Origin of the sequence: Mesorhizobium sp. B2-3-5 (assembly GCF_006442395.1) — a bacterium.
GTDB lineage: Bacteria > Pseudomonadota > Alphaproteobacteria > Rhizobiales > Rhizobiaceae > Mesorhizobium.
The window spans coordinates 196492-221403 of record NZ_VFVX01000007.1 but is presented as its reverse complement, the minus strand read 5'-3'; the positions used below and the strand labels follow the sequence as shown (position 1 = coordinate 221403).

The window sequence follows — 24912 nt, the reverse complement described above, 5'->3', positions numbered from 1 at the left end:
CCCGTTTGCCTCAAAACCTTCAAACGCAATCGGAGAGTGTCATGAATATTCGTTTCGTCACAAAGACCGTTCACGCCTTCCTCGACTATCCCGTTGCGCTGAGCCTGACAGCCACGCCGTTCCTGCTCGGACTTGGCCGCGGCAATCCGTCGGCGCTCTGGGTGTCGGTCGCAGCAGGCGTGGCCGCGTTCATCCTGACCCTGTTCACCGATCACAGGACCGGTGTGTTCCGTGTGCTGCCATATTGGCTGCATTTGGCGGTTGATCGTCTCGTCGGAATTATTTTCGTCGCAGTGCCCTTCGCGCTCGGCCTCCAGGGTCTGGACGCCTTGTACTACTGGGCAAACGGCGCCGCGGTTCTCCTGGTCACCTTCGTATTCAACGCTCCCAAGGGTGAGAATCGCGCGATGGGAGCGGTGCACACCTGAAAGCTGGTGGGAAATCACTGGACAGTGGCTGAGTTGTCTTGGGCCGCTGCTGCGACAAGGTCGGCGCTGAGCCTAAGCCTTGGTGGTACACCCTATGAAATCGCGACCCCTGGCGGTCAGCGCCGGTCGATCCCGTTATTGGCTAAGCGAAACCAGAAGCAGCCATTCGGCTGTGCGTTATGCGGGAAGTGGCCGATAGCGGACTAAGTGTTTAATCCAACCCTGCGAGGCCCTCTTCTTCAATGACCTCGGCACCGCCCAGTCTGAACGGCGCGAAGGAGACACGGTGAAGCCGTGCGACCGGGCCATGCGCCTCGATCGCCGTGCGATGCCGGACCGTGGCGTAGCCCATATGGACCTCGAAACCGTAGCGTTCGTGGTGGCCGCCGCAGCCGCACATCATGCGGTCGCGCATCACCTTGGCAACGATGGAGGCGGCGGCGATCGACTGCGAGCGCTGGTCGCCCTTGATCAGCGCGCGCCCATCGCAAGGCAGTCCCGGCGGCACATCGCGACCGTCGGCGAGCGCGAGCTTGGGTTTTACCGGCAGGCCGACCAGCGCGCGGCGCATTGCTTCCAGGCTGGCCTTGAGGATGTTGCTGTTGTCGATGCCCTCGGCGCTGATCGACGCCATCGAAACCCCAAGCGCGGAGCCGATGATGCGCAGGAAAAGCGCCTCGCGCTGCAAATGGCTGAGCCGTTTGGAATCGTCCAGGCCTTCCGGGATATTGGCGGGGTCGAGCACCACCGCGGCGGCGACGACAGGCCCGGCCAGCGGACCGCGGCCGGCCTCATCCATCCCCGCGACCGGCCACAGCCCGTCGGCCATCGCCTTCGTCTCGAAGGAGAAATCGGGTTTCTCGACGATTTCGAAGAGAAGCGGAGAATCGGAACGCGCGCGAGCCATGTTGCGGCGAGGTTCGCATTGGCTCCGATTCTCCGCAAGTCCCTCCGGGTCGGGTGGGGCGCCGGACCGGGAGGGCACCGTCTGCAGGCCGGGGCAGGCCGGACGGGATTTTTTGCTTGGCAGCAATGAAACTGCCGCAGCGCTTTGGTGTCTTCAGAGCAGCATCAACTGCTCCTGGTCCTTTCCGGCCGCGACGAATTGGTCGGTCCGCAGGGTGCGCCGCTCGGCGTTGAGACCGAGTCGTTTGGCGGTGATCTCGAAGCGGCGGCCGATCTGCCAAGCATAGGGTCCGGCGCCCTTCATGCGCTTGCCCCATTCCGAATCGTAGTCCTTGCCGTCGCGCATCGAGCGGATCAGCGACATCACGTGGCGATAGCGGTCGGGATAGTGGCGCAGCAGCCAGTCCTTGAAGATCGGGCTGACTTCCAGCGGCAGGCGCAGCACGACATAGCCCGCCTCGCGCGCGCCGGCGGCACGGGCCGAATCGAGGATCCGTTCCATTTCCTGGTCGGTAAGGCCGGGGATGATCGGCGCCACCATCACCGAAGTTGGAACGCCGGCATCCGAAAGCTGCCTGATCGCTTCTAGCCGCTTGGTCGGCGTCGACGCCCGCGGCTCCATCGTCCTGGCCAGCATGCGATCCATTGTCGTCACCGACAGCGCCACCTTGGCGAGCCCACGTTCGGCCATGCGCGACAGGATGTCGATGTCTCGCGTCACCAGAGCGGATTTGGTGACGATGCCGACCGGATGGCCGCGCGCTTCCAGCACTTCGAGGATCTCGCGCATGATCCGGTACTGCTTCTCGATCGGCTGGTAGGGGTCGGTGTTGGTGCCGATGGCGATGGTGCGCGGCTGGTAGCCATCCTTAGACAGTTCCTTGTCGAGCAGTCGCGCCGCATCCGGCTTGGCGAACAGCTTGGATTCGAAATCCAGGCCAGGCGACAGGCCCATGAACGCGTGTGTCGGCCGCGCGAAGCAATAGACGCAGCCATGCTCGCAGCCGCGATAAGGGTTGATCGACCGGTCAAAGGAGATATCGGGCGATTCATTGCGGGTGATGATGGTGCGCGGCTTTTCCACCTGCACCTCGGTCTTGAATGGAGGCAGTTCTTCCAGCGAACTCCAGCCATCATCGAAAACATGCCGGCTGACAGGTTCGAACCGGCCGGACGGATTGATGCCCGCCGACCGGCCGCGGTTGCGGTCCGGACGGATGCGCATGCCGCTCTGCTCGATCATCGCATTGGCCATCTCGGCTCTTCCTGCTCCGAAGGCGGCAATGTCTGCACGCATGATCGGTTCCATCTTTGCCCGCTCCCAAGGACTGTCCATGTTGTGTCGAATCGCTCTGCTCATGAAATTATTCCTATTTCGCCGACGAGAACAAAGCAAGAACTTTCTATATTGCGCTGCAAAACTGGCACTCTGCGCGGCTTTCCGCTATTCGGCTGACATGCTCAGTGTTCTCATCGAAACCCGCAATGACGAGGAGGCTCTTGCCCGCACGCTCGGCTCGCTGATTGGCGGGGCGGTCGAGGGCCTGGTGCGCGAGGTCGTCGTCTGCGACACCGGTTCCACCGACCAGACGCATTATGTCGCCGAGCACGCCGGTTGCCAGTATGTGGCGAGCGGCGGTATCGCCGCCGGTATCCGGCAGGCCAAGGGCGACTGGCTGCTACTGCTGGAGCCGGGCGCTCGGCTGGTGGAGGGCTGGATCGAGGCGATCATCGCCCACACGGCCAGGCAAACCATGGCGGCGCGATTCTCACGCGCGCGGGGTAGCCGCGCGCCGTTCCTGGCCCGCGTCTTTTCGGGAAACCGGGCGCTCGCCGAAGGGCTGGTGATCAGCAAGCGTCAGGCCGCGTCCCTGTCGAAGAACGCCGGCAGCGCCGAGGCTCTGGCGCGCGGCCTGGCGACAAAGAAACTCGACGCCGAGATATGGGTCGCCCCGGTGAAGCAGGAACACCGCTCTCCGAAGTGATTTTTTGCAACGGCTGTTTCGTTGCGCATTGCAGAAAATGTGACGCGGATTAGCGGAGGCGCCGGTGCCGTTCCGTTTTGGAAATGGCGCTTGGAAAGCCATTCAGCCTTTGGTTCTTACGGAGCGGCTTTTCCGCGCCGCAGATGCTCGTCCAGGCGCGGCATGATCTCGACGAAGTTGCAGGGCATGTGCCGGTAGTCGAGTTGCGCCTTGAGGATGCCGTCCCAGGCGTCCTTGCAGGCGCCGGGCGAGCCCGGCAGCACGAAGACGAAGGTGGCGTTGACCACGCCGCCGGTTGCCCGGCTCTGGATCGTCGAGGTGCCGATCTTGTCGTAGGAGATGCGGTGGAACACTTCCGAAAAGCCGTCCATGCGTTTTTCGAAGATCGGCTCCAGCGCCTCCGGCGTCACGTCGCGCCCGGTGAAGCCGGTGCCGCCGGTGGTGATGACAACGTCGATCCCTGTGTCCTTCGACCAGCCAAGCACCTTGTCACGGATTTTGTCACGGTCGTCGGTGACGATATCGCGGGCGGCCAGGATGTGGCCGGCCTCGGTGATGCGGTCTGCCAGCGTCTGGCCGGATTTGTCGTCGGCGAGGCCGCGCGTGTCCGAAACGGTCAGCACCGCAATGCGCACCGGGATGAACGAACGGCTCTCGTCAGTCGTGGCCATCTCACTCAGCAGCCTCCGATGTCATGCTGCGCGTTGCCGCGACGAACCAGTCGGGCTGGCGGCTTCGGATCTCGGCGGCCGCGCGCTTGGCGACATTGCCGGTCTCGAACAGGCCGAAACATGTCGCGCCCGATCCGGACATGCGCGAAAATCCCGATCCGGCCTTGTTCAGCCATGAAAGCGCCCTGCCTATCGCGGGCTGCATGGCAACGGCCGCCGGCTCGAGATCGTTGCGGGTGACCTCCAGCCAGTTGCGCAGGCTGTGAAAATCGATGCTGCGCGGCAACGGCGGCAATGGCTCGTTGTCGCGCCGGGAAAGCGCCGCGAAGACGTTCGCCGTCGGGAGCGGCGTTCCAGGATTGACCAGCACCAGTCCCAACGCTGAAAAGTCCGGCACCATCGACAGTTCGTCCCCAATGCCGCGCGCCACCAGCGGCTTTGCCGCCAGGCACATCGGTATGTCGGCGCCAAGCGAGAGGCCGATCCGCGCCAGTCCGGCGCCGTCGATGTCCAGGCCCCATGTCTGTGCCAGCCCGCGCAGGGCCGCCGCCGCGTCGCTCGATCCGCCGCCGACGCCGGAGGCGACCGGCAGGTTTTTCTCGAGCCTGATTGCGACCGGCGGAGTTCTTTTGGATCCAGCCGATTTCCGCAAGGCATCGCGCGCCTTGAGTACGAGGTTGCTGTCGTCCAGGGGAACTGCCGGCGCATAACGGCCGGACACGATGAAGCCGTCGCTGTCGGCGAGCGCGATCTCGACCCGGTCGCCAAAACGCGTGAACACCGCCAGGCTTTCGATCAGGTGATAACCGTCGGGGCGCCTGCCGGTGATATGCAGCGCCAGATTGATCTTGGCATGCGCATGCCAGGTGCGCGAACCGATGTCGGTGTCCACGGCGTCAGTCGTGTGCGAGATGATGCTCAGTCCTTGGCCAGCCGGTATTCGCCGGTCTTCGGATCCTTGACCAGCGTTCCCATCGCGCCATTGGCCGCCTGCTTTTCGGTGCGCCGCACCTTGGCCGTCACGCGTTCGGCTTCCCTGACGAAAGTGCGGTAGCCGAAATAGGCGGCGACGCCAACGACGGTGAAGAAAATGATCTGCGGCATGTCAAAACTCCTCCCACGCTGGGCCGGCGAACGCGACCGGTCGGGTCGGTTATGCATGTTGCCCAAAAGTGTGTTCGGTTTTGGGAAGACGACCATGCATTAGACTTCAAGCCTTCATGCTAGACGGTTTTGCCGGCTTTTCAAAGCCCGAAGCGAGCCCACAGTGCGCGCTCTTCCGCCGCATCGATGACGCCGCTGGCGGCCGCGGCGGCGATATCTGGCGCCGAAAAGCCCTTGCCTGAGCCGAACAGGCCGAAGCGGCCGAGGAAACCACGCGGCGCCGACACCAGTCTGAGTTGCGTCTTCGTCCCGAACCGGGTCTTCAGCACCGTGCGCATGTCGCCGAGTGCGTCGACGAGGCCAAGCTCAAGACCCCTTTTGCCGGTCCAGAACAGGCCGGTGAACAGGTCCGGATCGTCCTTCAGCCTGGTACCGCGCCGCTCCTTGACGAGATCGATGAACGTGTCGTGCACCTCGAGTTGCAGTGCCTTCAGCCGCTCGACATCTTCCTTCTTCTCGGGCTTGAACGGATCGAGCACCGCCTTGTTCTGGCCGGCGGTGTAGACACGGCGCTCGACGCCGATCTTCTTCATCAGCTCCGGAAAGCCGAACGAGGCCGAGACGACCCCGATGGAGCCGACGATGGAGGACGGATCGGCGAAGATCTCGTCGCCGGCGACCGCGATCATATAGCCGCCCGAGGCCGCGACGTCCTCGACGAAGACCAGCACCTTCTTGTTCTTTTCGTTCGCCAGGTCGCGGATGCGCTTGAAGATCAGCCGCGACTGCACTGGCGAGCCGCCGGGCGAATTGATCGAGATGGCGACCGCCGGCGCGTCGAACGAAAAGGCCTTCTCGATGAGGCCAGCGGTGGAGGCCAGCGACAGGCTCGGCCGGAACGGGCCGCCACCGGCCATGATGGTGCCATGCAGCCGGATGACCGGAATGGTGACGACCGTGGAGCGCCAGGATTTCGGCAGCAGTCGGTTGAAAAGACGTTTCACGAGAGGACGGTCTCCGGTCGATGGTTGCAGGCATGTAGGGATTTCCCGGCCAACGGCAATGTGGCGGCCAGGAATAGCTCAATCTCCAAACAGCGAGGCGAGACCATTGGTGATCATTTCGCTGCGCTCGTCAGGGCCGTTGCCCGACTGCGGGTGAAGCATCAGCGGCGGGCGGATGGCGAGTTTTCCCCGCGCGCCAAGCGCTGCGCGTACGACGATGCGGATCGCAGTCGCGTCGGGGCGAGGGTGCACGGCCAGCATCTCGGCGTCGCCGAATCGGCCGGCGATCGCATCGAGAATGGCGCCGAGCTGTTCGGGTCGCGCGATGATGGCAAGCCCGCCGCGCGGCCTGACCACCGCCGCCGCGCTGCGGATCCAGCTTTCGAACAACCCGTCTTCCATGACATGGGCTTCCTTCCGCAGGCGCTCTGGCGTGGCGCGGTCCCGTGCGGCGTTGAAGGGCGGGTTCATGATGACGAAATCGAATTCATTGTCGGCGAGGCCGGCGGCGGCCCGGGCCCGGCCCGACACCGTGACATCGGCGACAAGCACGGCTGCGCGATCGCTGAGATGCGCATTGCCGGGATGGGCAAGCGTGGCTGAGGCGAAGGCCGCCATTTCCGGCGCACGTTCAACAAGCACGGCAGCCGCACCCGGGCAGCGCGACAGCACCGCGAGACCGGCGGCTCCGGCGCCGGCGCCGAAATCGGCGAGGCGTCCGCCAAAGGCGGATGGCACGGAGGCTGCCAGCATCATCGCATCCATGCCGGCGCGGTGGCCGCCGTGCTTGGGCTGCACAAGCCAGAACCGGCCGCGATGGAAGGCGTCGACCGTATGGGCCGGTGTGTCCGGGGCGAGGGCGGCTGGCGCGGCCGACATTTATTTCCCGCGTATCTCGTTGGCGATGCCGGCGTCCCTCAGGATGCGCCGTGCGGCGTCGGCCTGCTCGGCGTCGACCATGACGCGCCGCGGCAGGATGCCGAGCGAGCCGTCGAGAACGCTCATGTTCTGGTCGGCGACGAAGCAGCCGATGCCGGCATCGCGCATCAGCGATTCGACAAAGGAGATGATGACGGCGTCGTTGGTGCGGATGAGCTCTATCATCGGGCGAAACTCTCAGTTTGCGGCGCTGATGTAAACGGGGACGTGAATTCCTGGCATTTCCAGGCACCCAGACTCACCTCTGAGCGACGACATGGTGTCGGCCCACCCTGTCGACCGCCAGTTGTCCAACCTCGCATCGTCAGCAGCGCCTCGCTCCCTGCGGTATCGGTTGACACGCTGTCATCGCCGCCGCGCCAATTCGCCACTTGCCGTGGCCATGTCCGCCGCCCTAGAGTCACAATGGGACCAAGGGTGCCGTCGCACGCGTTATACCAAGGCGGGAGAGTTGTCGTGGGTGTCGTTCTCAACATGGAAAATGGGAAGCGGGAACCCGCCTCCATCAAGGATCTGATCGATCTGACGGCGGGCGACATGGGACGCGTCAACGAATTGATCCTGTCCAAGGCCGGCTCCGATGTCGAGATGATCCCGGAGGTCGCCAACCACCTGATCTCGTCCGGCGGCAAGCGGCTGCGGCCGATGCTGACGCTGGCCGCAGCGCAGATGTTCGGCTATGCCGGCGAAGGCCACGTCAAGCTCGCCACCTCGGTCGAGTTCATGCACACGGCCACGCTTCTGCACGACGACGTCGTCGACGAGAGCGGCATGCGGCGCGGCAAGAAGACCGCCCGCATGATCTGGGGTAACCAAGCGAGCGTTCTGGTCGGCGACTTCCTGCTCGGCCAGGCCTTCCGCATGATGGTCGATGTCGGCTCGCTCGAGGCGCTCGACATCCTGTCGAGCGCCGCCTCGATCATCGCCGAGGGCGAGGTCATGCAGTTGGCGGCGGCCAAGAATCTGGAGACGACCGAGGACGAGCACTTCGCCGTGATCAAAGCCAAGACCGCCGCGCTGTTTTCGGCCGCTGCAGAGGTTGGACCGGTCATTGCCCTGGCGACCCGCAATGATCGCGCCGCACTTCGCTCCTATGGCATGAATCTCGGACTCGCCTTCCAGCTCATCGACGATGCGCTGGACTATGGCGGCACCAGCAAGGACCTGGGCAAGAATGTCGGCGACGATTTCCGCGAGGGCAAGGTGACCTTGCCGGTCATTCTCGCCTACCGGCGCGGCACCAAGGCCGAGCGCACCTTCTGGAAACGCGCCATCGAGGACAATGTCGTCGATGACGCAGGCCTGGAAAAGGCGATCGGCCTGATGACCCGACACGGCGCCATCGCCGATACGATCGGGCGCGCCCGCCATTTCGGCGAGATCGCCCGCGACGCGCTGGCGCCGTTGGAAGAGACGCCGCAGAAATCGGCGCTGATCGACGTCATCGATTTCTGCATCAGCCGGGTGAACTGAGCGGCGTTTCTCCGGAATTTCCCCGGCATTGTGTTGGGGAATGCCGGCAACCACGGTCTCGCCATCTCGACAAGCTGCCATGTCGCGAATTATCTATAAAACATGGCAAAGGGCACGGACGACACCATAGCGGTGCGCATCAGCAAGGCGCTCGCGGACCGCATCATCTCCGGCGCGATCGAGCCTGGTGCCCGGCTGCGCCAGGATCATGTCGCCGAGGAATTCCACACCAGCCATGTTCCCGTACGCGAGGCCTTTCGCCGCCTGGAGGCGCAGGGGCTCGCCGTCAGCGAGCCGCGCCGCGGGGTGCGCGTCGCCGCCTTCGATCTCGGCGAGGTCAAGGAGGTCGCTGAAATGCGGGCAGCACTCGAAGTGCTGGCGCTGCGCCATGCCGCGCCGCATCTGACGTCGGCCATTCTCGATCTCGCCGAGGAAGCCACCAAGGCCGGTGACAAATCCCGCGACGTCAGGTCATGGGAAGAAGCCAACCGCGCCTTTCACCGGCTGATCCTGGCGCCATGCGCCATGCCGCGGCTACTCGCCACCATCGATGACCTGCACGCCGCCAGCGCCCGCTTCCTGTTCGCGGCATGGCGATCGGAGTGGGAGACGCGCACCGATCAGGACCACCGGGCAATACTGACCGCCTTGCGGCAGGGAAACACCGAATCGGCCGCTGCGACGCTGGGGCGGCATGTCCAGTGGATTGGCCGCAAGCCGGTCAGGACGGCCTCGGGAGCGACGCGCGAAGCCTTCGCGATCGTGGGTTGATGCATGTCGCCCGAAAGTGGCCTCGGTTTTTTGGCCGAGCGACATCCATAAAACAAGGACCTGAAGCGCGTTGTGACGTGCTTCAGATAGTCTTTGCCGTGGGGAGGCTTGCTATCTCCGGAGAAATGTGGATTCGATAATAGATCGAAAGCCGAAATTATCTATAATTCCATCGATCGAAGGAATCCCCATGACAGACATCGCATTCACGTCCCGTAAGCCATCCTTCAGCCCACTCCGGCTCCAGGACCGCTCCCTTGGCTGGCAGGCCGGCGCCGTGGTGCTCGGCACGCTGTTCCTGGCGCTGTCCTCCTATATCGAGGTGCCGATGGTGCCTGTTCCCGTGACCATGCAGACCTTCGCCGTGACGCTCATTGGCGCGCTCTATGGCTGGCGGCTTGGCGCGCTCACCATAGCGGCATGGCTGGTCGAAGGCGCGGCCGGCTTTCCGGTCCTGGCCGGAGGCGCTGCCGGTTTGCAGCATTTCGTCGGACCGACCGGCGGCTATCTCTTCGCCTTCCCGATCACCGGCGCGCTGGTCGGCTGGCTGGCCGAGCGTGGCTGGAACGGCAATAGGGTGGTGCTTGCCTTCGCCGCCATGCTGCTCGGCAACCTTGTCTGCCTGGCGCTCGGCACGGCCTGGCTTGCCGTCATGATCGGTGCCGGTAAGGCCATCACTTTCGGCTTCCTGCCGTTCATCGTCGGCGGGTTGTTGAAGTCGGCGCTCGGTGCGGCGACGCTCATGGCGCTTCGCGGCGGCAAGGCGAAGCCGGCCAATCCGTGACGATCGGGCCGTGACGATCGGGCCATGACTATCGGGCCATGACGATCAGGCTGCGCGCCCATCACCTCCTTTGCCTGCTCACCTATGTGGGCAAGGGATACAGCCCCGCCTTCACCGCCAACTACGACGGGGTCGCGGAGCGCCTGAGCCGGGGCGAGGACATCCTCCTCGTTTCCGGTCCGGACGATATCTGCGCTCCATTGCTTGATGAGCCTGAACCGCACTGCCTGCGCGACAGCGCGGCCGCCCGTGACCAACTGGCCGCGCAGGACGTGGAGGAACTGCTGACCCGGTCAATCCATGCCGGCGTCCGCCTCGATCTCGGTGCCACCATGCTGATACGGATGCGGCAGGCATTTTCGACCGGCCTCGTGCGCAAGGCGTGCGGCGGCTGCGAATGGAGCGGGCTGTGCAGCACCATCGCCGCCGGCGGTTATCCCGATACGCGGCTGCAGCGGCCCGTTGACGCGCAAGATTGTCCCTTCTAGCCATGGTTTGTTAATCGGGTGACCCGATTGTGAATTTCATGCGGATTGAAGCGCGACCCCAAAAAGGCCATGCTTTGCCTGGAAGATCGAGTCTACGTCGATCCCGCTGACGCGGAGACGGCGCCTGGCTGAAAGGGATATGATGCAGCAAGGACGTGCGCGCTGGCTGACAAGGCTGGCAATTGTGACCGGCATGGCGATTTCGGCTTTGCCGGCCTATGCCAAGCAATCCACCGAACCGGTCAAGATCTCGTCGTTCTCCGGCGCCTATCTGGCCGCCAGGATCGCCGAAGGCGACAACGACCTCGACAGCGCCATCGCCTATTACAAGCAGGCCCTGGCCTTTAACCCGGGCGACACCGGCCTGCAGCAAAGCCTGATGCTGTCGCTGGTCGCGCAAGGACGCTTCGACGAATCCCTGGTCTATGCCGACAAGCTCAAGGAAGTGCCCGATGTCGAGCGCTTCTCGCGCTTGGCGCTGGCCGTCGATTCCTTCCACAAGAAGGATTTCACCAAAGCGCAGTACTGGCTCAAGCTGTCGCTGGAATCCGATCTGGACCGGCTGATTTCAGGCGTTATGTCTGGCTGGGCACAGCAAGGTGCCGGCGAAGCCGCCGACGCGATGGCATCGATCGACAAGCTGCAGGGACCGGACTGGTTCGGCCTGTTCAAGTCCTTTCACCGCGCGCTGATCGCCGACGCCTCCAACATGCCCGAGAAGGCCGAGGCGATCTATGCCGCGACGTTGCAGGATACTGCCGCCGGCGGTGCGGCTCCCGAAACCTGGATGCGCAATGCGCAGGCCTATGCCTCGTTCCTGGCCCGCAAGGGCGATAAGGCCAAGGCGATCTCGGTGCTCAATCAGGCCGAGGCGTTTTCGCCGGGCAAGCTGGAAGTCGTCGCCTTGCGCGACAGGATTGCCAAGGGCGACAAGATTGCGCCCTTCGTTTCCGGCCCGTCCGACGGTGCCTCCGAGATCCTGCTCGATCTCGCCACCGCGCTCAATCGTGGCGGCGGCGAGCCGTTCGTTCGTCTCTACCTGCAATATGCTCTCGCCTTGAAGCCCGACAGCGATGCGGCGCTTGTGCAGCTTGCCGCGGTCGCCGAACAGTTGAAGGACGGCGAGGGCGCCATCGCGCTTTATCGGCGGATCCCCGATTCTTCGCCGCTGAAGGAGCTTTCGGACCTGCAGCTCGGCCTCAACCTTGCCGATCTCGGCCGCCATGACGAGGCGATCACGCACCTCAAGGCATTCGTCGATGCACATCCCACCGACATGCGCGCCTATCTGGCGCTTGGCGGGGTCTATTCCTCGAAGGATGATTTCCGCTCGGCCGCCAACCTCTACGACAAGGCCGTCGAGGTGCTGAAGACGCCGACCGCGGCCAACTGGAACATCTTCTACCAGCGTGGCATTGCCTATGAGCGCCTGAAGGAATGGCCGAAGGCCGAGCCGAATTTCCGCAAGGCGCTGGAGTTGCAGCCGGATCAGCCGCAGGTGCTCAACTATCTCGGCTATTCCTGGGTCGACATGAATACGAACCTGAAGGAAGGCCTGGCGATGATCCAGAAGGCCGTCGATCTCAGGCCGAGCGACGGTTATATCGTGGATTCGCTGGGCTGGGCCTATTTCCGGCTCGGCAGGTTCGATGACGCGGTGCGCGAGATGGAGCGCGCCGTATCGCTGAAGCCGGAAGATCCGGTGCTGAATGACCATCTTGGTGACGCTTACTGGCGCGTCGGCCGCAGGCTGGAAGCCACCTTCCAGTGGAACCAGGCCCGCGCCCTGAAGCCCGATCCCGACGTGCTGGCCGCTTTGCAGCAGAAGTTGATGAAAGGCCTGCCGCCGATCGAGTCCAACACGGCGCAGGAAACCCCTAAGGTCAAGCCTGAGCCGGTGCCCGCCCCGAAGGGCTGAGATCGTCTCTTTCGAATGCGGACGGGGCTCTTTTCAGGGCCCCGTTTTCGTCTGGAAAGGGGTCGATACGCTGCTGTCTCAGAACAGCTTGCGATAGACGACAAAGCCGGAGCGTTCGCCGACCTTGTCATAGAGCTTCATTGCCGTGTGGTTGGTTTCGTGCGTCAGCCAGTATACCCGGCCCGAACCGGCGGCTTGGGCGCGCTCATAGACGCCTTCGATCAGGGCGCGGCCGATGCCCTTTCCACGCGAGGCCTCCGAGGTGAAAAGGTCTTGCAGATAGCAGTTCGGCGCGATCGCCGTCGTGCTGCGGTGGAAAAGATAGTGCACGAGGCCGAGAAGCTGTCCGTCGCTTTCGGCAACCAGGGCATGGACCGGCTCATAGGCATCGAAGAAGCGCGACCATGTCATCGCCGTGATTTCGCTAGCCAGCGCCGTCTCGCCCGAGCGGCCATAAAAGGCGTTGTAGCCGTCCCACAGCGGCAGCCATCGGTCGAAATCCCGCCGTGTGACGGGGCGGACGATGATGGAACTGGGCATGGCTGAACCTGTGTCGCTGGTTGTGAGGAATCGAACAGATCGCAGGCTCTCCGAGCCGGCAATGGGCCAGTCCCCTGCAAAACCTTCAACGTCATGCGGTACGCCCACAGCAGCCCGCATCCGACACGCCTTGCTTGACGCTTCGCCGCCATGTCTCTAGGACGGGCCGGCAAGAGCATGATCCCGAAAAGTGGGTACCGGTTTTTGGAAAAGATCATGCTCGAACAAATAGATAGAGCCCCGTCCCGATTGCGTCGGGATGGAACAGGCTCTAGCCTTTGCTGTCGAGGCCGCCGTGACGATTGAAATCCCCGCCCACATGCACCCCAGCCGTTCGTTCCAGGGGCTGATCCTGACCCTGCACAACTACTGGGCCGCCTATGGTTGCGTCATCCTCCAGCCTTACGACATGGAAGTGGGCGCCGGTACGTTTCATCCGGCAACGACGCTGCGCGCGCTTGGCCCCCGGCGCTGGAACGCCGCCTATGTCCAGCCTTCGCGCCGTCCCAAGGATGGCCGCTATGGCGAGAACCCGAACCGGCTGCAGCATTATTATCAGTACCAGGTGATCCTGAAGCCGAATCCGCCTAACCTGCAGGAGCTCTATCTCGGCTCGCTCGCGGCGATCGGCGTCGATCCGCTGCTGCATGACATCCGCTTTGTCGAGGACGACTGGGAAAGCCCGACGCTAGGTGCCTGGGGGCTTGGCTGGGAATGCTGGTGCGACGGCATGGAAGTTTCGCAGTTCACCTATTTCCAGCAGGTCTGCGGCATCGAATGTGCGCCGGTGGCGGGCGAACTGACCTACGGGCTCGAGCGCCTGGCCATGTATGTGCAGGGCGTCGACAATGTCTATGACCTCAATTTCAACGGCCGTGAAGGCGCCGACAAGGTGACCTATGGCGACGTCTTCCTTCAGGCCGAGCAGGAATATTCGCGCCACAATTTCGAATACGCCAACACGGCGATGCTGCTCAGGCATTTCGAGGATGCCGAGGCCGAGTGCAAGGCGCTGCTCGATGCCGGCGCCCCGGCCTCGAACGACAATTTGCCGATACACAAGATGGTCTTCCCCGCCTATGACCAGTGCATCAAGGCCAGTCACGTTTTCAATTTGCTCGATGCGCGCGGCGTGATCTCGGTCACCGAGCGGCAGAGCTACATCCTGCGGGTGCGCAATCTGGCGAAAGCCTGCGGCGAGGCATTTTTGAAGACGCAGGCAGGTGGGTTGGCGGCTTAGCCAACCGCTTTCGGGAATACGGCGAAGATCCTTACCGGCGGCACGTTCTGGCCGCTTGCGCTGTCGATCGTCCGCAATGCTTGCCTTACGCCCGGCATCGAGAAAGCGCCATGGACCTGCGCGGTGAAGCAGGCGCTGAGCGCGAGGATCTGCAGAAGTCTGGATGCCGTTTTCATGGTCGTTCAGCCAATAGTTTCCTGCCTGAGCGTGGGTCGCTTCAGCGCTGCGTTCGGTTCATGGAAATCTTTGATCCAAGGACGGGCAGGACCGCCCCGCCCCGACAGACGAGCAAAATTTCTGGAAAGGGTGACAGCGGCCAGCCGAGTTGCTATGCCCCGCCCGGACCACTCTCCCGCATGAGCTGACCCCGATGCCCGACCTGCTTCTAGAACTTCGTTCCGAGGAAATCCCTGCCCGCATGCAGCGCAAGGCGGCGGGGGATCTCAGGAAGATGCTGACCGACGGTCTGGTCGAGGCGGGCCTGACTTATGAGGCGGCGCGGGAATATTGGACGCCGCGGCGGCTGACCCTCGACATCCGTGGCCTCACCGCGCGCTCGAAGGATATTCACGAGGAGATCAAGGGGCCGTCGACGACGGCCCCTGAGCAGGCGGTGCAGGGATTCCTGCGCAAGGCCGGGCTGGCTTCGATCGCCGAGGCGCATGTCCATTCCGATCCGAAGAAGGGTGATTTCTATGTCGCCCACATTTCGAAGCCGGGCAGGGCGGCCGAAGAGATCATCGCCGAACTGGTGCCGGGCATCATCCGCGGTTTCCCCTGGCCGAAATCGATGCGTTGGGGGCCGGCCTCGGCCAAGCCCGGCTCGCTGCGTTGGGTGCGGCCGCTGCAATCCATCCTGTGCACCTTCGGCCCGGAGACCGAGGAGCCAGTCGTGGTCGATTTCGAGATCGACGGCATCCGCTCCGGCAACGTGACCTACGGCCACCGCTTCCTCGCGCCGAGGGAAATCACCGTGCGTCGCTTCGACGACTATGTGAGCAAGCTCGAAGCGGCGAAGGTCGTGCTCGACGCCGACCGGCGCAAGGAGATCATCCTTGCCGACGCCCGCAACCTCGCCTTCGCCAACGGGCTCGATCTGGTCGAGGACGAAGGCTTGCTTGAAGAGGTGTCGGGGTTGGTCGAATGGCCCGTCGTGCTGATGGGCGAGTTCGAGGAGGCTTTCCTGGCCATTCCGGCCGAGGTGATCCGGCTGACCATCCGCGCCAACCAGAAGTGCTTTGTGACGCGCCCGCAAGGCGTGGGCGACGCGCTATCCAACCGCTTCATCCTCACCGCCAACATAGAGGCCACGGATGGCGGCAAGGAAATTGCGTACGGCAACGGCAAGGTGGTGCGTGCCCGTCTCTCCGATGCGCTCTATTTCTGGAGAACCGACCAGGGCGATCTGCCTGATCTCGGCGTGCTCGACGCATCGGCGAAGAAGTTCGACCTCGATTTGAAAAAGCCGCTCGACCAGCGCATGGCCCGGCTCGATCATCTCGGCGTCACCTTCCACGCCAAGCTCGGCACCCAGGGCGAGCGGGTGGAACGCATCAAGCGGCTGGCGGAAGAACTGGCGCCGATCATGGCAAAGTCGATCTCCCCCCTTGAGGGGGAGATGGCCGGCAGGCCAGAGGGGGTCGCTTCGCGTGAAGCGCCAGCATCCTCTGTCCGCGATAAGGCGTTGCGCCCCGTCGGACCGACCCCCTCTGTCGCCTTCGGCGACATCTCCCCCTCGAGGGGGGAGATTACCGCGCTCGCAGGCCGCGCCGCGGTTCTCGCCAAGGCCGATCTCACCACCGAAGTGGTTGGCGAGTTCCCGGAACTTCAGGGCGCCATGGGCCGCAAATACGCGCTGCTGCAAGGCGAGCAGCCATCCGTGGCCGCCGCGATCGAGGAACATTACAAACCGCAGGGTCCGGCTGATTATGTACCGAGCGATCCCGTGTCGGTCGCCGTCGCGCTCGCCGACAAGCTGGATACGCTGGTCGGCTTCTGGGCCATCGATGAAAAGCCGACAGGATCAAAGGATCCCTATGCGCTGCGTCGAGCCGCGCTGGGGGTGGTCAGGATCCTGGTCGAAAACCGAATCCAATTGCGGCTGGCTTCCCTGTTTGCAAGCGCAGGCGCGCGTTACCCAGGGAGTGGCGCGGAGCAGATAAGGGACCTCCTTGCTTTCTTCCACGACCGCCTGAAGGTTTACCTCCGCGACCAGGGCGCCCGGCACGATCTCATCGACGCTGTCATCTCACCGCAGTCCGACGACCTCTTGCAGATCGTGCGCCGTGTCGAGGCGCTGGGCTCATTCCTCGACACCGAGGATGGAAAAAATCTGCTCGCCGGCACCAAGCGTGCGGCCAATATCCTCGCGGCAGAGGAGAAGAAGAAAACGGTGATCGCCGAAACCGTTGAGCCGGCACTGTTCCGGGAGGAGGCCGAGAAATCGCTGTTTGCGGCGGTGAATCAGGCTGAGAAGCAAGCCGGCGAAGCGATTCAAAATGAAGATTTTTCCGCTGCCATGCTGGCGCTTAGCGCGTTGCGCGAACCTGTTGATTCATTCTTCGAGCATGTTCTCGTGAATGATGAGGACAACGCCGTGCGCGCCAACCGCCTCGCGCTGCTCGCCCGCATTCGCAAGGCCACCGGTCAGGTCGCGGATTTCTCGAAAATCGCCGGTTGATCAGGTCGGACCGAAGCCGGGATCGCGTTTGAAGAAGGCAGATCGCAGGCCCAGGAAAATATCTTCCGGCCGGCCGTTCGAGCCGGCTTACAGTCATATGACGATGATCTCTCCGTGGCAAAAGGGACATGTTCCCCAACCCAACGGAGGCTTCCATGAATTCCGATCACGACATCGAAGTGACAGAAGAAACCTCGGCTTCCGCCGAGGCGCTTGAATCCGCTTCCGAAACCGATCGCGCCGCCGCCGCGGCGATCGAAGCCGCCGATCATTCTGACGAGGACGGCGACGAAGAAGATGGCGACGAGGACGGCGACGACGAAGAGTCTGACGACGCCGAAGCCGCCACACTCTCGGGTGACGACGAAGACGAGGACGAAGACGACGCCGAGGACGCGGTGAAGGGCGAAGGCGGCGACGACGAGAGCGAAGAAGAATCCGAAGACGGCGAGTCGGAAGACGACGACAAGGAAGAAGCAGCCTGAGAGTTCAGTACGGCCTGTCGGGAAGAAGGGCGGCGCATCGGCGCCGTCCTTTTTTGTTCCAAACACCGGTTGATCAGTTTTCCAGGATGCTGACGCGCACGCCGTTTTCGTAGACGTCGACCTGGATCAGCGGTTCGCCATCGACGATGGCGCGCTTGGTCGAGGAACTCATCGCGCCGGGACGCTCCAGCATGCGCTGCAGATCCGCGCGTTGATCGTTGGTCCTGAACCAGGCGTCACCCTCATCGTCGCTGTCGCGACGATGGAACTTGTGCCAGTTGGCGCGGTCCTGCCGCACCATCTGCGCCGCGTTGTCCAGTGCATAGCCGTCGCTTGCCTGATGATCGCGATCGGAAATACGCGCCACATAGGATCCGAGCATCTCATCCGCATGGGCCGCGCCGGCGCTCACAAGTAATGCGAACAAAAGCCCCGCCGCGGTGATGGTTCTGGATTTTCTCATGATCAACCCCCTTTGAAACGAAGAAATCCCGCCCGCCAGACCAGCCTGGCCAAAGCGCAGTCGGCAGCGGGCGCCGAAGCGTCGTCAAGCTGCCAACGTCTTGGCACGTCCGCTGGCTGGTGGCGGCTACTTGACCTTGCCGACCCCCGAGGCGGGTGGCGTCGGTGCGGCCGCCGGTGCGATTGGCTTCTTCCGCGTGCCCGATGCCGGAGCGGCCGAGGCGGTTGCCTTGGCAGGCGTGGGCGCAGGAGTGGCCGCAGCCGGTGCCTTGCCCCGTGCGGGCGTCGAGAACGCGCTGCCGACGACCCCGCCACGAATGATCATCGGATTTTGCATGAAACCGTGCGGCGCTTCGGGCTCGTTGGGGATCGCCGCCACCTTCTCGTAGGTAACGTCAGGCGCGCCGAGCGCAACGACGGACACCACATCGCTCGCATTGGTGTCGGTCGCCTTCAGGATAAGGATGGAGGGCGTCGAAGCCGGCACGCCGGGAAAAACCAGTGACGAGGCTTGAGCCTCGCCGGTCAACGCCGCCAGAGTGATCCCTAGCAGGATACGCATAGACACGATGGATCGCTCCCCTTTGCCCCAGTAGTCAGGATGATAGCGCGCCGGGATTGATGCCGGCTTTCGTGGAAACATAGCATTTTAGGGATTGATAATTCGCCAAGACCCATTCTTGCCTAACAGCCGGCTTGCCCAACCGCCGCCATCGTACTACGCACCCCTTCATCTGTGAGGTGACGAGAGTGGCTGAAATACTTGCCGCCGGCGAAGCGTTGGAGCGGGCGCTGGCTTTGCTTCAGGGCGGCGATGTCGTCGCCATCCCGACCGAAACCGTCTATGGGCTCGCCGGCGACGCCACCAACGGCATTGGCGTGGCGCGTATCTTCGAGGCCAAGGGACGGCCGCGTTTCAATCCGCTGATCGCCCATGTCGCCGACATGGCGATGGCCGAGCGTATCGCGGTGTTCGATCCGCTGTCCAGGAAATTGGCGCTTGCCTTCTGGCCGGGCCCGCTGACCCTAGTGCTGCCGCAGCGGCCCGGCAACGGCATTCATCCTCTGGTCACGGCCGGGCTCGACACGATCGCGTTGCGCATGCCAAGGGGCTTTGGCGGTGACCTCATCGCAAAACTCGGCCGGCCGCTCGCCGCACCCAGCGCCAATTCATCCGGTAAGATCAGCGCCACGACAGCGCAAGCGGTGGCGGCGGACCTCGGCGCACGCATCAAGCTGGTGGTCGATGGCGGCGCCACGCCAGTCGGGCTGGAATCGACCATCGTCAAGGCCGAAGATGGGAGATTGCGGCTGCTTCGGCCCGGCGGCATTGCCGCCGGGGAGATCGAGACGCAGATCGGCATGGAGATGTTGCGCGGCGGCGCCGCCGGCGTCGAGGCGCCGGGCATGCTTGCCTCGCACTACGCGCCGGGTGCCGCTGTTCGGCTCAACGCCGGCACGGTTGGCAAGGACGAAGCTCTGCTTGCCTTCGGCAGCCAGCGGGCGGAAGGCTGGCATCATGCCGCCGCCTTCCTCAATCTTTCTGAAACGGGTGACCTGCGCGAGGCGGCAAGCAATCTCTTCGCCTATATGCAGCAACTCGACCGCAGCGGCGCACCCACCATCGCGGTCGAGAAGGTGCCCTTCGAAGGGCTCGGTGAAGCGATCAATGATCGGCTGTCTCGTGCCGCCGCCCCTCGTGACAACACACAGCCCAAAACATAGTTTTCCCACATGACCGAAACTGCAAAGACCCTCGATCCCGCTCTCATCGATCGCTTCGCGGCGATCGTCGGTGCCAAATATGCGCTGCGCGACCAGCAGGACATCGCGCCTTATCTCATCGAGCGGCGCGGGCTCTGGCATGGCGCGACGTCGCTGGTGCTGCGGCCAGGCAGCGTCGACGAGGTCAGCCGGATCATGCAACTGGCGACCGAGACGGGAACGCCCATCGTGCCGCAAAGCGGCAACACCGGGCTTGTCGGCGCCCAGGTGCCGGACAGTTCCGGCCGCGAGATCATCCTGTCGCTGTCGCGGCTGAACCGCATCCGCGAGATCGATGTCCTCTCCAACACCGTTACGGTTGAGGCCGGCGTCATCCTGCAGACGCTGCAGGAGGCGGCCGATGCCGCCGACCGGCTGTTTCCGCTGTCGCTGGCCGCGCAGGGCTCCTGTCAGATCGGCGGCAATCTCTCTTCCAATGCGGGCGGCACCGGGGTGCTTGCCTATGGCAATGCGCGCGAACTCTGCCTCGGCGTCGAGGTGGTGCTGCCGACCGGCGAGGTCTTCGACGATCTGCGGAAGCTGAAGAAGGACAACACCGGCTACGATCTGAAGAACCTGTTCGTCGGCGCCGAGGGCACGCTCGGTGTCATCACGGCCGCCGTGCTCAAACTGTTTCCCAGGCCAAAGGGCCGCGAGGTCGCGTTCGTCGGCCTGTCGTCGCCGCAAGCAGCGCTTTCCCTGTTCAGCCTGACCATGGACCGTGCCGGGGCCGCACTCACCGCTTTCGAACTGATCGGCAAGCGGCCATACGACTTCACGCTGGCGCATGCACAGGGTGTGACGCGGCCGCTGATGGAGGACTGGCCATGGTATGTGCTGATGCAGATTTCATCGGGCCGTTCGTCGGAAGATTCGCGGGCGCTGATCGAGGATGTGCTCTCGGCGGGCCTCGATCAGGAATTCGTCGGCGATGCCGTCATCGCGGCGAGCCTTGGGCAAGGCGATGCGTTCTGGAATTTCCGCGAGCTGCTGCCTGAGGCGCAAAAGCCGGAAGGCGCCTCGATCAAGCACGACATCTCCGTGCCGATCGCATCCATCCCGCGCTTCATCGAGGAGGCCGCCGGCGTCGTGGCGTCGGTGAGTGCGGGTGCCCGCGTGGTCTGCTTTGGCCATATGGGCGACGGCAACCTGCACTATAATATTTCGCGGCCCATCGATGGCGACGACGAGGCGTTTCTCGCCCTCTACCATCCCATGAACAAGGCAGTGCATGACGTGGTGCGCAACCTGCACGGTTCGATCTCGGCCGAGCACGGCATCGGCCAGTTGAAGCGCGACGAACTGATCGCCACCGCGCCGCCCGTGGCGATCGATCTGATGCGCCGGGTAAAGGCGGCCTTCGATCCAGCCGGCATCATGAATCCCGGTAAGGTTATCTGATCCTTTCAACATCTTGTGGTCGGTGGCATTCCGATAACCATCCCTGAGATCAGCAAAATTTAACCGACTTTCTTAAGCGCGGCGGTAAGGAGCCCACGCTACTGTTTCCCCATAACGAGGCCGGGAAAACTGGCCCGGAGAGAACCGGACACCGGCTCTCAGGAGACAGACAGGAAGGCATTCTATGAACACTGGACTGAAGCCAGTCTGGGCGGGACGCAACATGCGCCTCGACCCATTCCGACTGCCGCAGGTGGTCAGCTACGCGACGCGCGATGATTATGGCGATGTGACCTTCACCATCGACCATCGTGGCGCCGTGATCCGCCGCATGCTCGAGATGAGCGGCGTGCCGGCGATCATCGCTCTGCCCGCCAATGCGTTCCGCGGCGTGGCCGCCCGCGCGATGGAGGATCCGGATGGCAACGTCACCGTGACCCTTGAACTCCTGCACAACGATCCAATGCTGTCGGTGCCGCTGCTGGTGGCCGACGACCTCGACGATGTCGCGGCCGACTGGCGCGCCTGGGCCGATGCCTACCGCCTGCCGATGCTCTTGATCGAATCGGACGGCGTTGCCCGCACCCTGGAAGAATCGCTCGGCGCCGCCATCAAGACGCTGCCGGCGAAGGATCGCCGCAAGGGTCGCGTTTCCAACACGCGCCGCCCGCGCTTCCTGGCCCGCCGCAGGGCGGGCGATCTTGGCCTGAGGCTCGTCATCGGCGGCCAGGAGATCATCGCGCGGGAGTAGCTTCGCTTCGCACACTGGCGATTGGCGAAACCATCAATGACAGCCTCCTTCTCCCCGTCACTATACGGGGAGAAGTGCCCGGCAGGGCGATGAGGGGCAGCGCTGACCTGGCGTTTGTCCACCTCAAACCTGATCTGACGGACGCCTTATATCGCTGCTAAATTCATTTTGCTCCAAGGTTGGCGCTGCCCCTCATCCGGCTGCCGCCACCTTCTCCCCGTATAGTGACGGGGAGAGGGCCGTTAGATCAGCGGCTTAAGCGCCACCCATAGCGCACCGCCGATCAGGCCGAGGAAGATCAGCCAACCAACCTGGTTGTTCGACCGGAACAGCCGCAGGCACTGGTCCGGATCGTTGATATCCAAGACCGCGATCTGCCGGGCCATATGGGCGCCGGCGGCGATCAACCCGGCCAGCGCCACCACCGGTGCCTGCGCCGACGCGAAGGCGATGGCGAAGCAGATCAGCGTGCCGCCGTAGAGCCCCGCCAGCCATGCCTTGGTGTTGTCGCCGAACAGCCGCGCCGTCGAACGCACGCCGACAATGGCGTCGTCTTCCTTGTCCTGGTGCGCGTAGATGGTGTCGTAGCCGATCACCCACAGGATCGAGCCGATATAGAGCATGATGGCGGGTCCATCGAGGTCGCCGAACTCGACTGCCCATCCCATCAGCGCGCCCCAGGAAAAGGCCAGGCCGAGAAAGAGTTGCGGCCAGTTGGTTATCCGCTTCATGAATGGATAGACGGCAACGATGGCCAGCGAACAGATGCCGAGCAGAATGGCGAAGCTGTTGAACTGCAGGAGCACCGCGAGGCCGACCAGGGCCTGCAGCACAAGAAACAGCCAGGCCCGCCGGCGGGTGGTCTGGCCGGACGGCAGCGGGCGCGAGCGCGTGCGTTCGACTTGGTTGTCGATGTTCTCGTCGACGATGTCGTTATAGGTGCAGCCGGCGCCGCGCATGGCGATGGCGCCGACCAGGAACAGCACGAGATATAATGGCGCCGGCAGCAGCGAGAGCAGCGGGTCGCCAGGGCGCGGATAGGCGCTCGCGGCGAGCGCCGCCGACCACCAGCACGGCCACAACAGCAACTGCCAGCCGATCGGCCTGTCCCATCGCGCAAGCTGCGCGTAGGGCCAAACCGCGCGCGGCAGCGCGCGATAGACCCAATGGTCGTTCGGCGCATCGGCGACACGGCCCTGGGCCGCTTTCGACTGGATAGGTTCCATGTCCATGGAGTGGCAGCAGCCGCGAAACCCGTCAAGCGGCAAGCGGTCGCGCGGCAACCGTCAACCTGTCAGGCGGTGAAGATGTCGCGCGTCGAAAACCACACCTTCGCCGTCTCAACGAAGGCCAGTGCCGCATTCGAAACGCGCTGATGCGTGTCATAGGTGAGGATGATGCGCTGCATGGGCAGCGGGTCCGACAGCGGCTTGCAGATCAGGGGCAGACCGTCATAGCTGCGGTCGCCGTGGGGCCGGGTGTAGCTGACGGCGACGCCGAAGCCGTTCGCCACCATGCTGCGCTGGAGTTCGAACGAGCTCGTCGCCCTGTCGGCCACCGGTGACAGGCCGCGGCTGCGGAACAGGTCAAGCATGTGCTGCCAGCTGTGCGGCTGATCTGTCGTGATGAGCGGATAGACGGCGAGATCGGCAAGGCTGACCTCGGGGCGGTTGGCCAGCGGATGGCCTGCCGGCAACAGCGCATGCGGTCGCAACTCGTGCAGCAGGATACGTGCGAAATGCGACGGCAGGCCGAGATCGTAGCTGAGGCCGAGATCGATGGCGGCGTCCGCCAGACGCCGCCCAAGCGTCTCGAAGGTCTCGTCGCGGACAACGACGGCGACGCTTGGATGACGTTCGGAAAAGGCGCGGATGAGACCTGGCGCAAAGTAGGGCGCCAGGTCCTCGAAACATCCAAGCACCAACTCGCCGCCTACAGCCGAGTTGCCCGAACCCAGGCTCATGAGTTCGTCCGTCTCGGCAAGAACCTGTTTTGCCTTGGCCACGGCGACACGGCCGAAGGACGTCAGCGAAACGCCGCTTCCGCGTTGGCGCACAAAGAGCTTTTGCCCGAAATCCCTTTCGATCGCGTCGATCGCCACCGAAATCGAGGGCTGCGAAATGTTCAACGCCCTGGCCGCGCCGGTGACGCTGCCGTGGCGGGCCACGGCGACCAGATATCGCAGCTGGGTTAGGGTCAGTTTCATAGCTAAAATCTATGTGTCAGATGAGAAGTTATTATTTTACTTGATGAACGGAGGTCGCGATAGTGTCTCGATCCTGAAAGGAGGACACCATGGCTTCCCAAACCGCTACCCGCGCAATCGACACGGACCTGATCGACGCGGACACGATTGCCGCTTACCAGCGCGATGGCGCCGTTTGCATCCGCGGCGCCTTCAAGGGCTGGGTCGACACGATTGCCGTCGGCATCGAGCGCAACATGCAGAACCGCAGCGCCACCGCGTCCGACATTGCCAATGGCCGCGGCAGCTTCTTCGACGACTACTGCAACTGGGAGCGCATTCCCGAATTCGTCAGCGTGGTGCGCGAATCGCCGGCCGCTGAACTGGCGGCGGCGGTGATGCAGTCGCGCACCGCGCAGTTCTTCCATGACCACGTGCTGGTCAAGGAACCCGGGACGCAGAAGCCGACGCCCTGGCATCAGGACATTCCCTACTATTTCGTCGACGGCCAGCAGACGGTCAGCTTCTGGATTCCCATCGACCCGGTGAAGGAGGCGACTCTGCGCCTGATCGCCGGCTCGCATAAATGGGACAAGATGATCCTGCCGGTCCGCTGGCTCGACGATAGCAATTTCTACGCCGGCGAAGGCGACTATCTGCCGGTGCCCGATCCCGACAAGGACCCGTCGATGAAGGTGCTGGAATGGGAGATGGAGCCGGGCGACGCCATCCTGTTCGACTTCCGCACCGCGCATGGCGCGCGCGGCAACCTGACCGCGGCGCGGCGGCGGGCGCTGTCGCTGCGCTGGGTCGGCGACGATGCCCATTATGTCGAGCGGCCGGGCCGCACCTCGCCGCCCTACCATGGCCACGGCATGCAGCCAGGCCAGAAACTGCGCGAGGACTGGTTTCCGGTCATCTTTCCCGGCTGAA

General features: G+C 63.7%; 28 protein-coding genes. 14 read left to right on the top strand and 14 right to left on the bottom strand.

Translation table 11 applies throughout. The annotated features are described in order from the left end of the window. Positions 1–41 precede the first annotated feature (41 nt). On the top strand, positions 42–428 hold the full coding sequence (locus FJ958_RS11585; protein WP_140742596.1) for a hypothetical protein: 387 nt from the start codon (positions 42–44) through the stop codon (positions 426–428). A 211-nt stretch (positions 429–639) separates the two neighbouring features. On the opposite strand, the gene FJ958_RS11580 is transcribed toward FJ958_RS11585, so the two are convergent. Then, positions 640–1335 (bottom strand): ribonuclease HII, encoded by a 696-nt coding sequence (locus tag FJ958_RS11580; protein ID WP_140742594.1) that lies wholly within the window; start codon positions 1333–1335, stop codon positions 640–642. 153 nt (positions 1336–1488) lie between these two features. Then, a complete protein-coding gene (locus FJ958_RS11575; RefSeq protein WP_140742670.1) occupies positions 1489–2643 on the bottom strand; it encodes a PA0069 family radical SAM protein in 1155 nt (384 codons plus the stop codon). 148 nt (positions 2644–2791) lie between these two features. Between FJ958_RS11575 and FJ958_RS11570 the strand changes: the two genes are divergently transcribed. Next, complete coding sequence (locus FJ958_RS11570; protein ID WP_140742592.1) at positions 2792–3319, top strand: glycosyltransferase; 528 nt, start codon at positions 2792–2794, stop codon at positions 3317–3319. 116 nt (positions 3320–3435) lie between these two features. Here the strand turns inward: FJ958_RS11570 and moaB are convergent, their stop codons facing one another. From moaB to FJ958_RS11540, 6 genes are all read right to left on the bottom strand, one after another. Next, positions 3436–3990: a molybdenum cofactor biosynthesis protein B gene (gene moaB / locus FJ958_RS11565; protein ID WP_140742590.1), complete on the bottom strand. Its 555-nt coding sequence runs from the start codon at positions 3988–3990 to the stop codon at positions 3436–3438. Between the two features lies 1 nt (position 3991). Continuing rightward, a complete protein-coding gene (locus tag FJ958_RS11560; RefSeq protein WP_140742588.1) occupies positions 3992–4882 on the bottom strand; it encodes a 4-(cytidine 5'-diphospho)-2-C-methyl-D-erythritol kinase in 891 nt (296 codons plus the stop codon). 26 nt (positions 4883–4908) lie between these two features. Beyond that, positions 4909–5094: a membrane protein gene (locus tag FJ958_RS11555; protein WP_013896713.1), complete on the bottom strand. Its 186-nt coding sequence runs from the start codon at positions 5092–5094 to the stop codon at positions 4909–4911. Positions 5095–5234: 140 nt separating this feature from the next. Next, positions 5235–6098 carry a S49 family peptidase gene (locus tag FJ958_RS11550; protein ID WP_140742586.1) on the bottom strand — a complete coding sequence of 288 codons (864 nt, stop codon included), beginning with the start codon at positions 6096–6098 and terminating at the stop codon, positions 5235–5237. 78 nt (positions 6099–6176) lie between these two features. Next, positions 6177–6977 (bottom strand): methyltransferase, encoded by an 801-nt coding sequence (locus tag FJ958_RS11545; RefSeq protein ID WP_140742584.1) that lies wholly within the window; start codon positions 6975–6977, stop codon positions 6177–6179. After that, entirely contained in the window at positions 6978–7202 is a 225-nt protein-coding gene (locus FJ958_RS11540) for a DUF2007 domain-containing protein (RefSeq protein ID WP_140611048.1), read from the bottom strand. It lies immediately after the preceding gene. A 291-nt stretch (positions 7203–7493) separates the two neighbouring features. On the opposite strand from FJ958_RS11540, the gene FJ958_RS11535 reads away from it, so the two are divergent. From FJ958_RS11535 to FJ958_RS11515, 5 genes are all read left to right on the top strand, one after another. After that, positions 7494–8510, top strand: coding sequence for a polyprenyl synthetase family protein (locus FJ958_RS11535; protein ID WP_140697689.1), 1017 nt, complete (start codon positions 7494–7496; stop codon positions 8508–8510). Positions 8511–8612: 102 nt separating this feature from the next. Further along, positions 8613–9281 carry a GntR family transcriptional regulator gene (locus FJ958_RS11530; RefSeq protein WP_140611052.1) on the top strand — a complete coding sequence of 223 codons (669 nt, stop codon included), beginning with the start codon at positions 8613–8615 and terminating at the stop codon, positions 9279–9281. A 190-nt stretch (positions 9282–9471) separates the two neighbouring features. Beyond that, complete coding sequence (locus tag FJ958_RS11525) at positions 9472–10065, top strand: biotin transporter BioY (protein ID WP_140742582.1); 594 nt, start codon at positions 9472–9474, stop codon at positions 10063–10065. Between the two features lie 38 nt (positions 10066–10103). Then, positions 10104–10553 (top strand): DUF1284 domain-containing protein, encoded by a 450-nt coding sequence (locus tag FJ958_RS11520; protein ID WP_140742580.1) that lies wholly within the window; start codon positions 10104–10106, stop codon positions 10551–10553. Between the two features lie 142 nt (positions 10554–10695). Beyond that, positions 10696–12471, top strand: coding sequence for a tetratricopeptide repeat protein (locus tag FJ958_RS11515; RefSeq protein WP_140742668.1), 1776 nt, complete (start codon positions 10696–10698; stop codon positions 12469–12471). A 78-nt stretch (positions 12472–12549) separates the two neighbouring features. On the opposite strand, the gene FJ958_RS11510 is transcribed toward FJ958_RS11515, so the two are convergent. Next, positions 12550–13011, bottom strand: a complete 462-nt coding sequence (locus tag FJ958_RS11510; protein ID WP_140742578.1) for a GNAT family N-acetyltransferase — start codon at positions 13009–13011, stop codon at positions 12550–12552. Positions 13012–13270: 259 nt separating this feature from the next. Between FJ958_RS11510 and FJ958_RS11505 the strand changes: the two genes are divergently transcribed. Next, positions 13271–14251 carry a glycine--tRNA ligase subunit alpha gene (locus FJ958_RS11505; protein ID WP_181176369.1) on the top strand — a complete coding sequence of 327 codons (981 nt, stop codon included), beginning with the start codon at positions 13271–13273 and terminating at the stop codon, positions 14249–14251. Here the strand turns inward: FJ958_RS11505 and FJ958_RS11500 are convergent. Continuing rightward, entirely contained in the window at positions 14248–14427 is a 180-nt protein-coding gene (locus FJ958_RS11500) for a hypothetical protein (RefSeq protein WP_140742576.1), read from the bottom strand. The genes FJ958_RS11505 and FJ958_RS11500 overlap by 4 nt on opposite strands. 194 nt (positions 14428–14621) lie before the next feature. Here FJ958_RS11500 and glyS point away from each other — a divergent pair, with 194 nt between their 5' ends. After that, positions 14622–16931 (top strand): glycine--tRNA ligase subunit beta, encoded by a 2310-nt coding sequence (gene glyS, locus FJ958_RS11495; RefSeq protein WP_140742574.1) that lies wholly within the window; start codon positions 14622–14624, stop codon positions 16929–16931. 155 nt (positions 16932–17086) lie between these two features. Next, positions 17087–17416 (top strand): ATPase, encoded by a 330-nt coding sequence (locus FJ958_RS11490; protein ID WP_140742572.1) that lies wholly within the window; start codon positions 17087–17089, stop codon positions 17414–17416. A 73-nt stretch (positions 17417–17489) separates the two neighbouring features. Here FJ958_RS11490 and FJ958_RS11485 read toward each other — a convergent pair whose 3' ends face one another. Beyond that, entirely contained in the window at positions 17490–17879 is a 390-nt protein-coding gene (locus FJ958_RS11485; RefSeq protein WP_140742570.1) for a hypothetical protein, read from the bottom strand. A gap of 126 nt (positions 17880–18005) precedes the next feature. Continuing rightward, the gene (locus tag FJ958_RS11480; protein ID WP_348642201.1) at positions 18006–18440 is read right to left on the bottom strand and encodes a hypothetical protein; all 435 of its coding nucleotides are present in this window, start codon (positions 18438–18440) and stop codon (positions 18006–18008) included. Positions 18441–18628: 188 nt separating this feature from the next. On the opposite strand from FJ958_RS11480, the gene FJ958_RS11475 reads away from it, so the two are divergent. The 3 genes from FJ958_RS11475 (at position 18629) to FJ958_RS11465 (ending at position 21794) form a co-directional block, all read left to right on the top strand. Beyond that, positions 18629–19603: an L-threonylcarbamoyladenylate synthase gene (locus tag FJ958_RS11475; protein ID WP_140742566.1), complete on the top strand. Its 975-nt coding sequence runs from the start codon at positions 18629–18631 to the stop codon at positions 19601–19603. A gap of 9 nt (positions 19604–19612) precedes the next feature. Next, positions 19613–21043, top strand: a complete 1431-nt coding sequence (locus tag FJ958_RS11470; RefSeq protein WP_140742564.1) for an FAD-binding oxidoreductase — start codon at positions 19613–19615, stop codon at positions 21041–21043. A 184-nt stretch (positions 21044–21227) separates the two neighbouring features. Continuing rightward, the gene (locus FJ958_RS11465; protein ID WP_140742562.1) at positions 21228–21794 is read left to right on the top strand and encodes a DUF6101 family protein; all 567 of its coding nucleotides are present in this window, start codon (positions 21228–21230) and stop codon (positions 21792–21794) included. A gap of 242 nt (positions 21795–22036) precedes the next feature. Here FJ958_RS11465 and ubiA read toward each other — a convergent pair whose 3' ends face one another. Both ubiA and FJ958_RS11455 read right to left on the bottom strand, forming a co-directional pair. After that, positions 22037–23020 (bottom strand): 4-hydroxybenzoate octaprenyltransferase, encoded by a 984-nt coding sequence (gene ubiA / locus FJ958_RS11460; RefSeq protein ID WP_181176372.1) that lies wholly within the window; start codon positions 23018–23020, stop codon positions 22037–22039. Positions 23021–23088: 68 nt separating this feature from the next. Further along, positions 23089–24000 carry a LysR family transcriptional regulator gene (locus FJ958_RS11455; RefSeq protein WP_140742557.1) on the bottom strand — a complete coding sequence of 304 codons (912 nt, stop codon included), beginning with the start codon at positions 23998–24000 and terminating at the stop codon, positions 23089–23091. 89 nt (positions 24001–24089) lie between these two features. Here FJ958_RS11455 and FJ958_RS11450 point away from each other — a divergent pair, with 89 nt between their 5' ends. After that, the gene (locus FJ958_RS11450; RefSeq protein WP_140742555.1) at positions 24090–24911 is read left to right on the top strand and encodes a phytanoyl-CoA dioxygenase family protein; all 822 of its coding nucleotides are present in this window, start codon (positions 24090–24092) and stop codon (positions 24909–24911) included. Position 24912: the final 1 nt, after the last annotated feature.